This is a genomic window from Streptomyces sp. NPDC007162 (assembly GCF_040634175.1).
GTDB lineage: Bacteria > Actinomycetota > Actinomycetes > Streptomycetales > Streptomycetaceae > Streptomyces.
The window spans coordinates 1-15,201 of sequence record NZ_JBEYFC010000022.1 but is presented as its reverse complement, the minus strand read 5'-3'; the positions used below and the strand labels follow the sequence as shown (position 1 = coordinate 15,201).

Below are 15,201 nucleotides of genomic sequence, written 5' to 3'. Positions count from 1 at the left end.
TTACGTACTTCTGCCGGAGGTGCGTCCAGTTGCGAATGCGTGATACGGGAGGACGGGCCGGGTGCGGCCACAGGAGGCGGGACGGGGTGGAGGCGGACGAACTGCTGGTGCTCGTCGCGGGTGGCGACCAGAAGGCGTTCGAGGACCTCTACGGTCTGGTCTCCGGTCCGGTGTTCGGGCTCGTACGGCGCGTGGTCCGCGATCCCGCCCAGTCGGAGGAGGTGGCCCAGGAGGTGCTCCTCGAACTCTGGCGCTCCGCACCCAAGTTCGACCCCGGCCGGGGCAGTGCCCTCTCCTGGATCCTCACCCTCGCCCACCGCCGCGCCGTGGACCGGGTGCGCAGCGCCCGCGCGGCCGGTGAACGCGAACAGCGCGAGGCCCTGCGCGCCGGCGAGACCGCCTTCGACCAGGTCGCCGAAACGGTGGAGGCCGGCCTGGAACGCGAATGGGTGCGCCGCTGCCTGGACCGGCTCACCGCCCTGCAGCGCCAGTCCGTCACCCTCGCCTACTACGACGGCTACACGTACCGTGAGGTCGCCGAGCGGCTCCGACTGCCGCTGGGCACGGTCAAGACACGGATGCGCGACGGACTCAGCCGGCTGCGCGACTGCCTGGGAGGTGTGGCGTGAGCCTGGTCGGCCGCCTGCTGCACCGCGAGGACCTGCACTCCCTGGCGGCGCCCTACGCCCTGGACGCCCTGGAGCCCGGCGAGCGGCGCCGTTTCGAGAAGCACCTCAAGGACTGCGGCCGGTGCGCCGAGGAGGTCCAGGCGCTGACCGAGGACGCGGTACGGCTGGCCTGGTCCACGGCCGCCCCGCCGCCCCTCGCGATGCGCGGCCGGGTGCTGGCCGCCGTCCGTGCCACCCCGCAGGAGCCGGCCCCGGGCCGGGAGCACGTCCCCAGTCTGCCGCCGCACGTCTGGGGCGTGCAGCCCCCGCCGCGGCGCCGGCGGCCGCGCCCCGTGTTCGTGCCGTTCGCCACCGCCACGGCGGCCGCCGCGCTGGTCGTCGCCTCACTGTTCGCGGTGCAGGCCGGGCGGACGCAGGACCGGCTCGACGCCGCGCGTGCCCAGTCGCGTGAGATCGCCCACGTTCTGAGCGCGCCCGACGCCCGCGCGGCCGGTGCCGAGGACGCTCAGGGCCGAAGTATCGGAGCGGTCGCGTCCGTTTCGGAGGGGCAGGTGATCGTCACGCTCAGCGGATACGACGCGCTGCCGGACGGGCGCGTGCATCAGCTCTGGCTGATGCGCCCCCGCGCGCAACCGCGCTCCCTGGGCCTTTTCCGGGCCGACACGCCCCTGGTCGCCACGGGTCTGGCCAAATCCGCGACGTCACTCGCCGTGACCGTCGAGCCTGCCGGTGGGTCAGCGCAACCCACCAGCCAGCCGGTTGTCCAACTCGCCCTGAAATCGGTCGGATTCGGAGAGTGATCGAAGAGGGGTCGTCAACACCCTTGCGGGGAAGGTGAATCCTGTGACCGCGATACACGGGTGCCCCGTCGGGGCGATAGGGTTACCCTGCCCGGGCCGGGTGGACTCGTACGGGTGGGGAGTGACATGGAGCAGATAACACGCAGCAGGGCGAGGGTCCCTGCGATCACCTGCGGGAGCAGCGCGACCAGTTCGCGCCTCGACCGCCATCTGTCGGTGCTGGCGGGACCCGCCATACCGCAGCAGCAGGCGGTCGAGGCGACGTCTCTGATGCGTGAGCTGACCGCGCGCGCACCCGCACAGCGCAGCGACCGGGGCGCACGGGTCAGCCGTGTCTCGCTCTTCGCCCCGCTGCGCAGGCTGCGCCGTTCGCTGTTCGGCGGCAACAAGCACTGACCGCAAGGCCCGCGCTCAGGCGACCACACCGTCCCGGCGCAGCGCTGCTGACTCGGCGTCCGTCATCCCCACGGCACGCAGCAGCGCCTCGGTGTGCTGCCCGAGCGCGGGCACGTCACCCATCCGTGCCTCGTCCCCGCCGGGCAGCGTGATGGGCGGCAACAGCGCGCGCAGCGGCCCGACCGGCGACCCCACGTCCCGCCACCGCTCCCGGGCCGCCAACTGCGGATGCTCCGCCAGCTCGGACAGGTCCCGCAGCCGCGCGCACGCGATGCCCGCGGCCTCCAGCCGCGCCAGCGCCTCCTCGGTGCCGAGCGCCCCGAGGGCCCTGCCCACCAGTTCGTCGGTGCGGGCCCGGTTCGCCACCCGCGCCGCGTTCGTCGCGAACCCCGGATCCGCACCCAGCTCCGGCCGCCCCAGAACCCGCTCGGCCAGCCGCCGCCACTCCCGGTCGTTCTGCACCGACACCAGCACCCGCCCGCCGTCCGCAGTCGGATAGGCGTCGTACGGCGCGATCACCGCGTGTGCCAGGCCGGTGCGCTCCGGCGGTGTCCCCCCGTGGATCGTGTGGTGCAGCGGATGCCCCAACCACTCGGCCAGCGCCTCCAGCATGGACACCTCCACCGGGCCGCCCCGCCCGGTCGTGCCACGCCGCACCAGTGCCGCGAGGACGCCCGAGAAGGCGTACATGGCCGCTGCGATGTCCGCCGCCGGGATCCCCGCCTTCACCGGCTGCTCCGGCGTCCCGGTCACCGACACCAGCCCGGCCTCGCACTGCACGAGCATGTCGTACGCGCGTCTGCCCGCGTACGGCCCCGACGCGCCGTACCCCGAGATGTCCACGGCGACCAGACGGGGGTGGGCGGCGCACAGGGTGGCCGCGTCCAGCCCGAGCCGGGCCGCGGCGCCGTGTGCCAGGTTCTGCACGAAGACGTCCGCGTCCGCGACGAGCCTGCGCACGACGTCCGCGCCGCGCGGGTCCTTCAGGTCCACCGCGATGGACTCCTTGCCGCGGTTGCACCACACGAAGTGCGAGGCGAGGCCGTGCGCGGCGGTGTCGTAGCCGCGCGCGAAGTCGCCGCCGTCGGTCCGTTCGACCTTGATGACCCGGGCGCCCAGATCGGCCAGCTGCCGGGTGGCGAAGGGCGCGGCCACGGCCTGTTCGACGGCGACGACGGTGATGCCCTCCAGGGGCAGCGGGAGACGGTCCATGGCCCGGATCATGTCCCGCGCCCGGCGGATCTGTCAGCAGCGCCCGTACCGGCGGAGGAAAAGGAAGGCCGGTCAGAGCAGCGTCAGCTGACCCGCCGGGCCCTCTTCGGGGTGCTCCAGGACCGACGCCGGTCTCCGGGACGCGTCCGGGGGCGGGAGTACGTCCGCCGCCCTCAGCTCCGTCGCCGTGATCCGTGAGCCGATCTCGAACTCGTCCCGCCGGGACCGTACGTCCGCCAGCAGGGCCAGGACCGTGATCAGTTCCAGGAGTTCCGACGTCCAGGACTGGGACCAGACGGCCGGTGTGATCGCCTCCAGCGTCCCGGGGGCGCCCGGCTCCGCCGTCCGTGCCGTGAACCAGGCCTCCAGGACACGTGTTTCGCCCGTCCGGAAGTCCCAGGCCTCCGGCGGGACCGGGGAGATGCGGCCCTCGTCGATGTGGAGGGCCTCCTCCTCGGGGTCGTAGCGGATCGTGACGGGGCGGGACGGGAGCGGGGCCCGGACGTAGGGGCGGCGGCCGCCGGGGAGCTTGGGGCGCTCGCCGTGCCGGCGGAGCAGCCAGAGGGCCCGGTGGCCCAGCTCCACGCCCGTGGACCAGAGACCGGGGTCCTCGGTGAGGGGGACGGTGTGGTCGGCGCGGACCGCCACCAGGGTCCAGGCGAGGAGGTCCGGGGGAGTGGCGGTGCGGCCCAGCCGGCCGGTCAGATGGTCGAGTAGACCGGGGGCCAGGTTGGGTTCCGCGCCGCCGGGGCGGCGGTAGAGCGGGCGGATGCGGCCCGCGCGCAGGGTGGGCAGCAGGGAGGTCGCCAGCAGGGGCAGGCCCTCCGCCGGCTCGGCCGACTCCACCGCGAAGACCTGGTGGTCGTCGGCCACCCGCCACAGCTCCGGGCGGGCCGTGTCGATCAGCCGGTGGTCCGGGATCAGCCACCGCTCGTCGAACGGGGCCGACAGGACGCGTACCGGGTCCGCGGCCGGCCCCGAGGCCCGCGCCAGCCGCTCCGTGCCGCTCCGCCGGCCCGGGAGCTGGGGTACCGCCGAGTGGACGGTCCGCGACCGCGTCGGCTCGAACAGGGCCTCGCGATCGGGCCCCTCGGCCGTCAGGAGCGCTTCCCAGCGGGCCTTCAGGGTCGCCGGGTCGGGGGCCGTCGGCCACCCCCGGCCGAGCCGTAGTGGTGCGACGGACCACGGCATGAGGTCCGCGAGCAGCGGAGCGTCGTCGCGCGTCACGCCCGGCATCGTACGACGACTTCAGGTGGCGTCGAGCGTGACCGTGAAGGAGAAACGGTCCCCCCGGTACTGGATGACCGCCAGGTCCAGGACCCGGTCGGCGGTGTCGTAGATGACGCCCGTGTAGTGCAGGATCGGGCTGAGGAGCGGTACTTGGAGCAGCCGGGCCGTCTCCGGGTCGGCCAGCCTCGCCTCGACCGTGTCCGTGATGCGGCTGATCTCCGCCCCGACGACGTCCCGGAGCACCTTGGTCATCGGCCAACGGACCAGGTCCTCCGGCGCGATGCGTTCGGCGAGTTCGGGGCGGACGTGGTTGCGGGCGTGGTTGGTCGGCTCGCCCGTCTGTTCGTCGCTGCGCAGCCGGTGGTACGTCGTCACCTCCGCGAGATCCGGGAAGAACTCGGTGAGTTCGCCGGTCACCGGCACCGTGCCGTGGTCCAGCAGCTCCGCCGTCATGCCCGACTGCTGGGCCACGATCGCGTCCACGGAGCCGAGGAGCCGGACCGGGGCGCCCCGCCGGGCGTCCGGTTCGATGAACGTGCCCCGGCGGCGGTGCCGGCTGATCAGGCCCTCGTCCTCCAGCTCCTTCAGCGCCTGCCGCATGGTCAGCACGCTCACGCCGTAGTGCTCCGCCAGCCTCTCCTCGGTGGGCAGCCGGAGGGGGTCCTGGGGCGAGCGGCCGAGTATGGAGGCGCGCAGCGACTGCGACACCTGGTACCAGAGCGGCAGCTTGCGGTTCAGGAGGATCGAGTCAGGGGCGAAGGAGGTCACGGGCCATCCGTACCGTCGGCGGATCTTCAGTGCAAGGGGCGGAAGTGGCGTTCCAGGCCCTGCCAGACGTCGTCGTAGCGCTGCTGGAGGTGCTCGGCGGTCGCCGCCTGCGGGGTGAGGGTCAGCGGCCAGCGGGTCTCGAACATGAACGCCAGGCCGTCGTCCACCTTCTGGGGCCTCAGCTCGGCCGCGCTCGCCCGGTCGAAGGTCTCCCGGTCCGGGCCGTGCGCCGACATCATGTTGTGCAGCGAGCCGCCACCCGGTACGAAGCCCTCCGCCTTCGCGTCGTACGCGCCCTCGATCAGGCCCATGTACTCGCTCATCACGTTCCGGTGGAAGTACGGCGGCCGGAAGGTGTTCTCGCCCACCAGCCAGCGCGGGGCGAAGACCACGAAGTCGACGCCCGCCAGGCCGGGGGTGTCGGACGGGGAGGTCAGCACGGTGAAGATCGACGGGTCGGGGTGGTCGTACGAGATGCTGCCGATCACGTTGAAACGGCGGAGATCGTAGACGTAGGGCACATGTGTGCCGTGCCAGGCGACCACGTCCAGCGGGGAGTGGTCGTAGGTGGCGGTCCACAGGTTGCCGCAGAACTTGTTGACCACCTCCACCGGGCCCGGCACGTCCTCGTAGGCGGCGACGGGGGCCAGGAAGTCCCGGGCGTTGGCGAGGCCGTTGGCGCCGATCGGGCCGAGGTCGGGAAGACGGAAGGGCGAGCCGTAGTTCTCGCACACGTAGCCCCGGGCCGAAGCGTCCAGCAGCTCCACGCGGAAGCGGACACCACGGGGGATCAGCGCCACGTGCGCCGGTTCCACCTGGAGGAGACCGAACTCCGTGTGCAGCAGCAGCCCGCCGTGCTCCGGGACGATCAGCAGTTCGCCGTCCGCGTCGGAGAAGAGACGCTCCATCGAGGCGTCGGCGTGGTAGAGGTGCACGGCCGTGCCGGTGCGCTGGGCCGCGTCGCCGTTGCCGCCCAGGGTCCACAGGCCGGCGAGGAAGTCCGTGCCCGCCGGGGGCGGGGGCAGGGGGTTCCAGCGCAGCCGGTTCGGGTCGGCTGCGATGTCCGTGAAGGGGGCGGTGCGCACCGCCCCGTTGTCGGCGGCCCGGGTGAACGCCGGGTGGGCGGCCGAGGGGTGGATCCGGTAGAGCCAGGAGCGGCGGTTGTGGGCCCGCGGCTCGGTGAAGGCCGTACCGCTGAGCTGTTCCGCGTACAGGCCGAGCGGGGCGCGCTGCGGGGAGTTGCGGCCCTCGGGCAGGGCGCCCGGTACCGCCTCCGAGGAGTGCTCGTTGCCGAACCCGGAGAGGTACGCCAGTTGCCCGGCGGTCCTCCGGGCCTCCGCGTGCCCGGCCCCGCTCGCGCCGGAGGTGCCCCCATCGCCCATGATCGCTCCCTGAACCTGCCGACCGTCCATTCCTATGCATCACCGTAGGATTGCGCGGAGGTCCGTGCAAGAGGGTCCGGGATCATCCCCGAGGAGGGCGGGAACCCGACTTCAGGGGGATCCGGCCGGCGGCGCGCTGTTCTACGCTCCCGGGCATGTGGTGGAAGCGTGGACTGCCGGGCGGACTCGCGGTCTGCGCGTTGTTGCTGGTCGCGGCGGCGGGGTGCGGGACCGGGGAGGCGCACGAGCAGCCGGGGACTCAGTCGCCCTCCCCCGTGGGCAAGATCCTCGACGACACGGACGAGAGCGGGCGTCACTACCGGGAGATCGACAGGGCGCAGGCGCCCCAGGTGGACACCGAGGTCACCCCGGACGTGGCCGGCGGCTGGGACGTACGGCTCGACCTGCACCGCTTCCGCCTCTCCGCGACAGGCGCCGGGGCGACGGCGGTGGCCGGGCGCGGCCTCGCCTACCTCTTCGTGGACGGCCGCATGGTGACCCGGCTGCGCACCTCGGCGTACCACCTTCCGGCCGGACTCGTCCCGCACGGCACCCACCACGTCACCGCCCGGCTCTACGCGGACGACGGCACGGTGTGGGCGGTGCAGGGCAAGCCGGTGGAGAGCACGGCGGACGTCACGGCGTCCGGCGCGGAGACGACGACCCCGTCGGCGGGCACCCCCACCGCGAGCGGCTCCCCCACGGGATGACGCCCCGCATTCCGCCGCCGTACCGGGGGCGAGCTTCACCTGTTTCTTACGGAAGGGCATCATGAAGCCCGTGCCCCCAGCGACCCCGCTCCGTAAAGCGCCCGTACAGCGCCGCAGCGCCGAACGGCTGACCAGGATCCTCGACGCCTGCGCCGACCTCCTCGACGAGGTGGGCTACGACGAGCTGAGCACCCGGGCCGTCGCGTTGCGCGCCGGAGTGCCCATCGGCTCGGTGTACCGCTTCTTCGGCAACAAGCGACAGATGGCCGACGCCCTCGCGCAGCGCAACCTGGAGCGCTACACCGAGCGGGTCACCGAGCGGCTGAAGGACGCGCCGGGGGGCGACTGGCGCGCCGCGACGGACGCGGTGCTCGACGAGTACCTGGCGATGAAGCGCACCGCCCCGGGCTTCTCGCTCGTCGACTTCGGCAACCAGATCCCGGTCGGCGACCGCCACGCGGAACCGAACCACCGGGTCGCGGACCGCCTGACCGACCTGCTCGCCGCCTACATAGGCCGCCCACCGGACGACGTGCTGCGCCGCACGTTCCTGGTGGCCGTGGAGACGGCCGACACCCTGGTCCACCTGTCCTTCCGCATGTCCCCGGAGGGCGACGAGGCCATCATCACGGAAACCCGCGAGCTCCTACGGGCCTACCTGGCCCGGGTCCTGGACTGACGGCGGGTTGGCGCCCCTGAAAGGGGCGCGGGGCGTAGTCGTTATGCGGCTCCGCCGCGCGGGCGCGACCAGCCCCCACCAGCCGGCCCCCGAAACACAACAGCCCTCCCCTCTCCACATACCAACCGGTATGCTCACCCCGAGTACGGCACCCCCCGTCGCCGCACCCCTTTCGGAGGCCCGCATGCCCCGCACCGCCCTGCGCATCTGCCCCCTCTGCGAGGCGACCTGCGGCCTCACCCTCACCATCGAGGGCACCCGCGTCACCGGCGCCCGAGGCGACCGCGACGACGTCTTCAGCAAGGGCTTCATCTGCCCGAAGGGCGCCTCCTTCGGCGCCGTGGACGCCGACCCCGACCGCCTGCGCACCCCCCTCGTCCGCCGGGACGGCGAACTGCGCGAGGCCACCTGGGCGGAGGCCTTCGACGCGGTCGCCGCCGGCATCCGGCCCGTCGTCGAGCGGTACGGCGCCCACAGTGTCGGCGTCGTCCTCGGCAACCCCAACGTGCACACCGTGGCCGGCGCCCTCTACCCGCAGGTGCTGCTCGCCACCCTCGGCACCCGCAGCGTCTTCACCGCGTCCACGGTCGACCAGATGCCCAAGCACGTCTCCAGCGGCCTGCTCTTCGGCGACGCCAACGCGATACCGGTGCCCGACCTGGACCGCACCGACCACCTCCTCCTCATCGGCGCCAACCCCCTGGAGTCCAACGGGAGTCTGTGCACCGCCCCCGACTTCCCCGGCAAGCTCAAGGCGCTCAAAGCCCGCGGCGGCACCCTCACCGTCATCGACCCGCGCCGCACCCGCACCGCCCGGCTCGCCGACCGGCACATCGCCATCCGGCCCGGCGCGGACGCCCTGTTGCTCGCCGCGCTGGCCCAGGTCCTCTTCGCGGAGGACCTGGTGGCCCTCGGCGACCTCGCCCCGCACACCGAGGGCCTGGACGAACTCCGGTCCGCATTGGGTGACTTCACCCCCGACGCGGTCGCCCCGGCCTGTGACGTGGACGCCGGCACGATCCGCGTCCTCGCCCGCGAACTCGCCGCCGCCCCCACCGCCGCCGTGTACGGCCGCATCGGCAGCTGCACCGTCCCGCACGGCACCCTCGCCAGCTGGCTGGTCGACGTCCTCAACATCGTCACCGGCAATCTCGACCGGCCCGGCGGCGCGCTCTTCCCGCAGGCCGCCACCGACCGCACCCCGCGCCCGGCGGGGCCCGGCCGCGGCTTCGCGCTCGGGCGCTGGCACTCCCGGGTGAGCGGGCACCCGGAAGCCAAGGGCGAGCTGCCGCTCTCCGCACTCGCGGAGGAGATCGACACCGAGACCGCCGAAGGGGAGCCGATCCGGGCACTGATCGCCGTCGCGACCAACCCGGTGCTCTCCGCACCCGACGGCACCCGCCTCGACAAGGCCCTGGACTCCCTCGACTTCATGGTCAGCGTCGACCCCTACCTCAACGAGACCGCGCGCCACGCCGACGTCGTGCTGCCCCCGCCGCCGCCCTCGCAGAGCCCGCACCACGACTTCGCCTTCAACACCCTCGCAGTCCGCAACCAGGTCCGCTACAGCCGTCCCGCCGTCCCGCTGGAACCCGGGCGGATGGCGGAGACCGAGATCCTGGCCCGGCTGATCCTGGCGGCCGGCGGCATGCACGGCGCCGAACCGTCCGCCGTGGACGACCTGGTCATCGGCCAGACCCTGGGGAAGGCGGTCACCGAGGCCCACTCGCCCGCGCACGGCCGCGACCCGGAGGAACTCGCCGCCCTGCTCACCGGCGAGACCGGCCCCGAGCGCCGGCTGGACATGATGCTGCGCCTCGGCCCCTACGGCGACGGTTTCGGCGCCCGCCCCCACGGTCTCACCCTCCAGCGGCTGCTGGCCCACCCGCACGGCATCGACCTCGGCCCCCTCGCGCCCCGCCTCCCGCAGCCGCTGAAGACCAGGAGCGGCAAGGTCGAGCTGCTGCCGCAACCCATCGCCGAGGACCTGCCCCGGCTGCGCGCGGCCCTCGGCGACCGCCCTGCCGGACTCGTCCTCGTCGGCCGCCGGCACCTGCGCTCCAACAACAGCTGGATGCACAACGTGCCGGCCCTCACCGGCGGCTCCAACCGCTGCACCCTGCAGATCCACCCCGAGGACGCCGAACGGCTCGGCGTGCGCGACGGGGCCGACGTGCGGGTCAAGGGCGCCGGGGGAGAGGTGGTCGCCCCCGCCGAGGTCACCGACGGCGTCCGCAGGGGTGTCGTCAGCCTCCCGCACGGCTGGGGCCACGACCGCCCCGGCACCCGGCTCAGCCACGCCGCGACCGTCCCCGGCGTCAACGTCAACCAACTCCTCGACGGCAGCCTGCTCGACCCGCTGTCCGGCAACGCCGTGCTCAACGGCATCCCCGTCGAGGTGACCGCAACGCCGTGACCTGGAATTCTGCGCTTATTGCTCGCGTGTCAACGTCTTGTTAACGACGTTTGACGCGACCTAACGTCGTCGCACCGCCGGCCCTGGTGGGAGTTCAAGGGCGAACGTTAGGTGTTCCACTCATGCTGACCATCCTCGGCTTCGCCATGATCGCGACCTTCCTGGTCCTGATCATGCTGAAGAAGATGTCGCCGATCGCGGCGCTCGTGCTGATCCCCGCGCTGTTCTGCGTGTTCGTGGGCAAGGGCGCCAAGCTCGGTGACTACGTCATCGACGGCGTCACCAGCCTCGCCCCGACCGCGGCGATGCTCATGTTCGCGATCGTCTACTTCGGTGTGATGATCGACGTCGGCCTCTTCGACCCGGTCGTCAAGGGGATCCTGAGGTTCTGCAAGGCCGACCCGCTGCGGATCGTCGTCGGCACGGCCCTGCTCGCCGCGATCGTCTCCCTCGACGGCGACGGCTCCACCACCTTCATGATCACCGTCTCGGCGATGTACCCGCTGTACAAGCGGCTGAAGATGAGCCTGGTCGTGATGACCGGGGTCGCCGCCATGGCCAACGGCGTGATGAACACCCTGCCCTGGGGCGGCCCCACCGCCCGCGCGGCGACCGCGCTGAAGCTGGACGCGAGCGACATCTTCGTCCCGATGATCCCGGCGCTCGCCGTCGGCCTGCTCTTCGTCGTCGCCCTCGCCTACGTCCTCGGCCGCCGCGAGCGCAGCCGGCTCGGCGTGCTGACCCTGGACGAGGCGCTGGTGGAGGAACGGGAGGCGGAGACCGTGCTGGTCGGCGCCGGGACCGGCACCGGGAAGTCCCCGGCGCGCAGCGGCGGTTCGGGTTCCGGCACCGACGCGGAGCTCCCCGAGGAGGACGAGGCCTTCCAGCATCTGGACCCGCACCGCGACACGCTGCGCCCCCGGCTGTACTGGTTCAACGCGGCGCTCACCGTCGTCCTGCTCACCGCCATGATCATGGAGTGGCTGCCGATCCCGGTGCTGTTCCTGCTCGGCGCAGCCCTGGCGCTGACCGTCAACTTCCCCCAGATGCAGGCCCAGAAGGCCCGGATCGCCGCCCACGCCGAGAACGTCCTCAACGTCTCCGGCATGGTCTTCGCCGCTGCCGTCTTCACCGGCGTCCTCCAGGGCACCGGCATGGTCGACCACATGGCCGAGTGGCTCGTCGGCAACATCCCCGACGGCATGGGCCCGCACATGGCCCTCGTCACGGGCGTGCTGAGCATCCCGCTGACGTACTTCATGTCCAACGACGGCTTCTACTTCGGCATCCTCCCGGTCCTCGCCGAGGCCGGGCAGGCCCACGGGGTCTCCGCCGTGGAGATCGCCCGCGCCTCGATCGTCGGCCAGCCGCTGCACATGTCCAGCCCGCTCGTCCCCGCCGTCTACGTCCTGGTCGGCATGGCCAAGGTCGAGTTCGGCGACCACACCCGCTTCGTCGTGAAGTGGGCCGCCCTGACATCGCTGGTGGTGCTCGGGGCAGGGATCCTGTTCGGAATCATCTGAGCCGTCCGTTGGAGGACTTCACCATGGCGCCCGGCAGGAACCGCGGCTGGCTGCTCCGTCTCGTCATCGCCTTCGGCTTCGCGCAGGGGGCGGTGTCGATGGCCCGGCCCGCCGTCTCCTACCGGGCCCTTGCCCTCGGCGCCGACGAGCGGGCGGTCGGTGTCATCGCGGGTGTCTACGCGCTGCTTCCGCTGTTCGCCGCCGTGCCCCTCGGCCGCCGTACCGACCACGGCCGCTGCGCGCCCCTGCTGCCGGCCGGTGTGGTGCTGATATCCGGCGGCTGTGCGCTCAGCGGCCTCGCGAACTCCCTGTGGGCGATGGCCCTGTGGAGCGGGGTGATGGGCCTCGGCCACCTCTGTTTCGTGATCGGTGCCCAGTCGTTGGTGGCCCGCCAGTCGGCCGCGCACGAACAGGACCGCAACTTCGGTCACTTCACCATCGGGGCGTCCCTCGGCCAGCTGATCGGCCCGATCGCGGCCGGTGCGCTGATCGGCGCCCCCGACATGGCGGGCAGCAGCGCGCTCGCGCTCGTGGTGGCGGGCGCGGGGGCGGCCGTCGCGCTGACATCGCTGTGGCGCATCGAGGACCGTACGGCGGTCACCTCCCGTACCGGGCGGGGCGAGCGCGTCGAGGTCGGCCGCATCCTGCGCGCCCGGGGTGTCCCGGCCGGCATGCTGATCAGCCTCTCGGTCCTGTCCGCGACCGACATCCTCACGGCGTACCTCCCGGTGGTCGGCGAGCACCGGGGGATCGCTCCGGCGGTGATCGGCGTGCTGCTGAGCGTGCGGGCCGGGGCGACGATCGCCTGCCGGCTGGTCCTCACGCCGTTGCTGCGGTGGCTCGGCCGGCCGGTGCTGCTGACCGTGACGTGTCTCCTTGCGGGGGCGCTGTGTGCGGGGATCGCGCTGCCGGTGCCGTTGTGGGTGCTCGGGCTGATGCTCGGCGTGCTCGGGTTCTGCCTGGGGGTCGGGCAGCCGTTGTCGATGACGACGGTCGTGCAGGCGGCGCCCGACGGCGCCCGGTCCACGGCGCTGGCGCTGCGGTTGACCGGGAACCGGCTGGGGCAGGTGGCGGCGCCGGCCGCGGCGGGTCTGGTGGCGGGGGTCACGGGGGTGGCCGCGCCGTTCGTGATGCTGGGGGCGTTGCTGCTGCTGTCGGCGGGGGTGGCGGTGCGCTCTCCGGGAGCTGTGGGGCCGTCCGGGGACGCCGGTGCGGTACCGCGGACGCGGCGCCGGAGCTCGGTGTTGCGCCGCCCGGGCGATATCTGACGGCGCGTCGGGCGTCGATGGCGCGGGCCGCGGGGTGTGTGAGTGATAGTCCAGGCGAAAGGTCGATTTGTATGAAAATCGTCTAACTTGGAGGAGTTTGCATGCCCACCCTCACACTTCCACGCTCCGCGGGTTCCCGTGCGGGCGCCACCGTCGTCCTCACCGCCCTCGCCGCGGCGGGCGCGTCGTGGGTGGCGGCGCCGAACGCGGTGGCCCAGGGGGAGAACGGCGACATCAGGATCCACCGGGTGGGCGTGCCCTTCGGCGTCTCCAAGGACGACCCGGTGGTCTGCCGGTTCTACCTCGACGCCGTCAACTTCGACGTCCTGCCCGCCATCGCCTACACCATCACCCCGCAGCCGCCGCTGCCCACCGCCGCCACCGTCGCGGGCACCATCCAGCTCGCCGGAGGCGCCGGTCACACGGATCCGCTGGGGCTGGCGGACGGGCAGTACCGGCTCACCTGGGTGGTGGCCGGCGCGTTGAAGGAGAAGGTCTTCCGGCTCAACTGCCACGACGGCAAGGAGGACGGGGCGCCGGGCCAGAACGGGCCGAACGGCCCCAACGGGCAGAACGACCAGAACAACCAGAACGGCCACAACGGCCAGATCGAGGACAACCAGCACAACGACGCGAGCTGGGGCAAGGGCGACGACCACGGCGGCCCGCAGGGCGGTGTGCACGCGGGCGGCGGCGGTCTCGTCGACACGGCGGCCGCGTTCTCGCCCGTGGCCGCGGCCGCGGCCGTGGGTCTGGTCGCGGCCAGTGGCGTGGCGTACGTCCGGCTGATCCGCCGTCGGCCCAATGGCGCCGCGTAGGCGCAGACGCAGGCCCTGGTACCGGACCCGCGCCTATCGCCTCGCCAGGACGGCCCTGCTGGTCATGGCCCTGGTGACGCTGGTCCGGTGCGGGGGGCACGACGACGGGCCGGGCGGCCGGGACGCGGTGGCGGGCGCGGAGTCCGGCGGGGCCCGCACCGCGGCCAGGCCGCTGCCCCCGCCCCGCCCGCTGTCCCGGTCCCGGCCGACGTCGATGCGCATCCCGTCCCTGGGTGTCGACGCACCGGTCACCGGCGTCCTGTTGGACCGGGGGCGGCAGCTGGAGACCCCGCCGGTCGACAAGCCGAAGCTGATCGGCTGGTACCAGGGCGGCGCCACGCCGGGCGAGTCCGGCCTCGCGGTCGCCGTCGGCCACCGCGACACCACAACGGGACCCGCCGTCTTCGCGGCGCTCGCCCAGGTGAAGCCCGGCAAACGGATCGAGGCCAGGCGCGCGGACGGGCGTACCGCCGTCTACACCGTGGACCGGGTGAAGGTCTACGACAAGGCCGGATTCCCCGACAAGGAGGTGTACGGCCCGACCCGCCGCCCGGAACTCCGCGTGATCACCTGCGGTGGCCTCTTCAGCCGGCGGACCGGCTACACCAGCAACGTGGTGGTCTTCGCCCACCTGACCGCAACGGAGTGACCACACGGTGCGGGCGCCCGCCGGGACCCGCCCGGTCAAACGGATCTGCCCGTCGCCGGCGCGGCTGCCCGACCTGGACGGGTGAACCCGGCGGGAAACCGGTGGCAGGGCGGAGCGAACCCCCTAAGAAGGGGGCATGCGCCCGCAATCTCTCCGTAACCGGTCGGCCCTCGCCCTGGCAGGGCTGCTGCTCGCCGGTGCCCCCACCGCCTACACGGCACTCGCCGACAGCCGCCCCGCCGCCGCGCCCGCGCGGGGCGAGCCGTACCTCGAGACCCGGCTGTTCTTCGGCACCGCCCGCCCCGACGGCGGACCTGCCGTCACCGACCGGCAGTTCACCGCCTTCGTAGACCGGGAGGTCACCCCGGACTTCCCCGACGGCCTCACCGTGCAGAGCGGGCGCGGACAGTGGCGGGACGCGCACGGGATCATCGAGAAGGAGCGGTCGTACCAACTGATCCTGCTGTATCCCGAGTCGGCGGCGAAGGGCGGCGACCGGGAGATCGAGGAGATCCGGCGGGCCTACGAGAAGGCCTTCGGGCAGGAGAGCGTGGGCAGGGTGGACGCCCGTGTCCGGGCCGACTTCTGATGGCGTCCGCCCCGGCCGGCCCCGCCCCGGCCGGCCCGGTGCGGACCGTTTCTGGCGCGGGCCATGTCTGGCGCTGTCATGGACGGTGCCCACAAGGAGAAGGAATGAGTACGGAGTTCGACCTCGGGGAGC

General features: G+C 73.0%; 15 protein-coding genes. 11 read left to right on the top strand and 4 right to left on the bottom strand.

All coding sequences use genetic code 11. The annotated features are described in order from the left end of the window. Positions 1–86 precede the first annotated feature (86 nt). From ABZ646_RS04725 to ABZ646_RS04715, 3 genes are all read left to right on the top strand, one after another. Complete coding sequence (locus ABZ646_RS04725) at positions 87–629, top strand: sigma-70 family RNA polymerase sigma factor (RefSeq protein ID WP_360512940.1); 543 nt, start codon at positions 87–89, stop codon at positions 627–629. Continuing rightward, positions 626–1,429, top strand: coding sequence for an anti-sigma factor (locus tag ABZ646_RS04720; RefSeq protein ID WP_360512938.1), 804 nt, complete (start codon positions 626–628; stop codon positions 1,427–1,429). Before ABZ646_RS04725 ends, ABZ646_RS04720 begins: the two co-directional genes overlap by 4 nt. A 126-nt stretch (positions 1,430–1,555) precedes the next feature. Next, positions 1,556–1,825 carry a hypothetical protein gene (locus ABZ646_RS04715; RefSeq protein ID WP_360512936.1) on the top strand — a complete coding sequence of 90 codons (270 nt, stop codon included), beginning with the start codon at positions 1,556–1,558 and terminating at the stop codon, positions 1,823–1,825. 15 nt (positions 1,826–1,840) lie between these two features. Here the strand turns inward: ABZ646_RS04715 and ABZ646_RS04710 are convergent, their stop codons facing one another. The 4 genes from ABZ646_RS04710 to hmgA all read right to left on the bottom strand — a co-directional run bounded on the left by ABZ646_RS04710 (position 1,841) and on the right by hmgA (position 6,417). Next, positions 1,841–3,037 carry a CaiB/BaiF CoA-transferase family protein gene (locus ABZ646_RS04710; protein ID WP_360512934.1) on the bottom strand — a complete coding sequence of 399 codons (1,197 nt, stop codon included), beginning with the start codon at positions 3,035–3,037 and terminating at the stop codon, positions 1,841–1,843. Positions 3,038–3,109: 72 nt separating this feature from the next. Continuing rightward, entirely contained in the window at positions 3,110–4,273 is a 1,164-nt protein-coding gene (locus ABZ646_RS04705; RefSeq protein ID WP_360512932.1) for a type ISP restriction/modification enzyme, read from the bottom strand. A 12-nt stretch (positions 4,274–4,285) separates the two neighbouring features. After that, on the bottom strand, positions 4,286–5,035 hold the full coding sequence (locus ABZ646_RS04700; protein WP_360512930.1) for a GntR family transcriptional regulator: 750 nt from the start codon (positions 5,033–5,035) through the stop codon (positions 4,286–4,288). Positions 5,036–5,061: 26 nt separating this feature from the next. Further along, positions 5,062–6,417 (bottom strand): homogentisate 1,2-dioxygenase, encoded by a 1,356-nt coding sequence (hmgA, locus tag ABZ646_RS04695; protein WP_360512928.1) that lies wholly within the window; start codon positions 6,415–6,417, stop codon positions 5,062–5,064. A gap of 155 nt (positions 6,418–6,572) precedes the next feature. On the opposite strand from hmgA, the gene ABZ646_RS04690 reads away from it, so the two are divergent. From ABZ646_RS04690 to ABZ646_RS04655, 8 genes are all read left to right on the top strand, one after another. Further along, positions 6,573–7,127 carry a hypothetical protein gene (locus ABZ646_RS04690; RefSeq protein WP_360512926.1) on the top strand — a complete coding sequence of 185 codons (555 nt, stop codon included), beginning with the start codon at positions 6,573–6,575 and terminating at the stop codon, positions 7,125–7,127. A 61-nt stretch (positions 7,128–7,188) separates the two neighbouring features. Continuing rightward, positions 7,189–7,806 (top strand): TetR/AcrR family transcriptional regulator, encoded by a 618-nt coding sequence (locus ABZ646_RS04685; protein WP_360512924.1) that lies wholly within the window; start codon positions 7,189–7,191, stop codon positions 7,804–7,806. A gap of 184 nt (positions 7,807–7,990) precedes the next feature. Then, positions 7,991–10,222, top strand: coding sequence for a molybdopterin oxidoreductase family protein (locus tag ABZ646_RS04680; RefSeq protein WP_360512922.1), 2,232 nt, complete (start codon positions 7,991–7,993; stop codon positions 10,220–10,222). 86 nt (positions 10,223–10,308) lie between these two features. Next, positions 10,309–11,745: a citrate:proton symporter gene (locus tag ABZ646_RS04675; RefSeq protein WP_360512978.1), complete on the top strand. Its 1,437-nt coding sequence runs from the start codon at positions 10,309–10,311 to the stop codon at positions 11,743–11,745. 23 nt (positions 11,746–11,768) lie between these two features. Further along, on the top strand, positions 11,769–13,013 hold the full coding sequence (locus ABZ646_RS04670; RefSeq protein WP_360512920.1) for an MFS transporter: 1,245 nt from the start codon (positions 11,769–11,771) through the stop codon (positions 13,011–13,013). Positions 13,014–13,114: 101 nt separating this feature from the next. Continuing rightward, positions 13,115–13,831, top strand: coding sequence for a hypothetical protein (locus ABZ646_RS04665; protein ID WP_360512918.1), 717 nt, complete (start codon positions 13,115–13,117; stop codon positions 13,829–13,831). Continuing rightward, positions 13,818–14,480, top strand: coding sequence for a class F sortase (locus ABZ646_RS04660; protein WP_360512916.1), 663 nt, complete (start codon positions 13,818–13,820; stop codon positions 14,478–14,480). The genes ABZ646_RS04665 and ABZ646_RS04660 overlap by 14 nt, the downstream gene beginning before the upstream one ends. Before the next feature lie 136 nt (positions 14,481–14,616). After that, positions 14,617–15,069 (top strand): DUF3574 domain-containing protein, encoded by a 453-nt coding sequence (locus tag ABZ646_RS04655; RefSeq protein ID WP_360512914.1) that lies wholly within the window; start codon positions 14,617–14,619, stop codon positions 15,067–15,069. The last annotated feature ends 132 nt before the right edge of the window (positions 15,070–15,201 follow it).

Excerpts from the sequence above, each read along its gene's own strand:
- ABZ646_RS04715 (WP_360512936.1), top strand. The coding sequence starts at position 1,556 with ATGGAGCAGATAACACGCAGCAGGGCGAGGGTCCCTGCGATCACCTGC.
- ABZ646_RS04710 (WP_360512934.1), bottom strand. The coding sequence starts at position 3,037 with ATGGACCGTCTCCCGCTGCCCCTGGAGGGCATCACCGTCGTCGCCGTC.
- ABZ646_RS04705 (WP_360512932.1), bottom strand. The coding sequence starts at position 4,273 with ATGCCGGGCGTGACGCGCGACGACGCTCCGCTGCTCGCGGACCTCATG.
- hmgA (WP_360512928.1), bottom strand. The coding sequence starts at position 6,417 with ATGGGCGATGGGGGCACCTCCGGCGCGAGCGGGGCCGGGCACGCGGAG.
- ABZ646_RS04690 (WP_360512926.1), top strand. The coding sequence starts at position 6,573 with ATGTGGTGGAAGCGTGGACTGCCGGGCGGACTCGCGGTCTGCGCGTTG.
- ABZ646_RS04685 (WP_360512924.1), top strand. The coding sequence starts at position 7,189 with ATGAAGCCCGTGCCCCCAGCGACCCCGCTCCGTAAAGCGCCCGTACAG.
- ABZ646_RS04680 (WP_360512922.1), top strand. The coding sequence starts at position 7,991 with ATGCCCCGCACCGCCCTGCGCATCTGCCCCCTCTGCGAGGCGACCTGC.
- ABZ646_RS04670 (WP_360512920.1), top strand. The coding sequence starts at position 11,769 with ATGGCGCCCGGCAGGAACCGCGGCTGGCTGCTCCGTCTCGTCATCGCC.
- ABZ646_RS04665 (WP_360512918.1), top strand. The coding sequence starts at position 13,115 with ATGCCCACCCTCACACTTCCACGCTCCGCGGGTTCCCGTGCGGGCGCC.
- ABZ646_RS04660 (WP_360512916.1), top strand. The coding sequence starts at position 13,818 with ATGGCGCCGCGTAGGCGCAGACGCAGGCCCTGGTACCGGACCCGCGCC.
- ABZ646_RS04655 (WP_360512914.1), top strand. The coding sequence starts at position 14,617 with ATGCGCCCGCAATCTCTCCGTAACCGGTCGGCCCTCGCCCTGGCAGGG.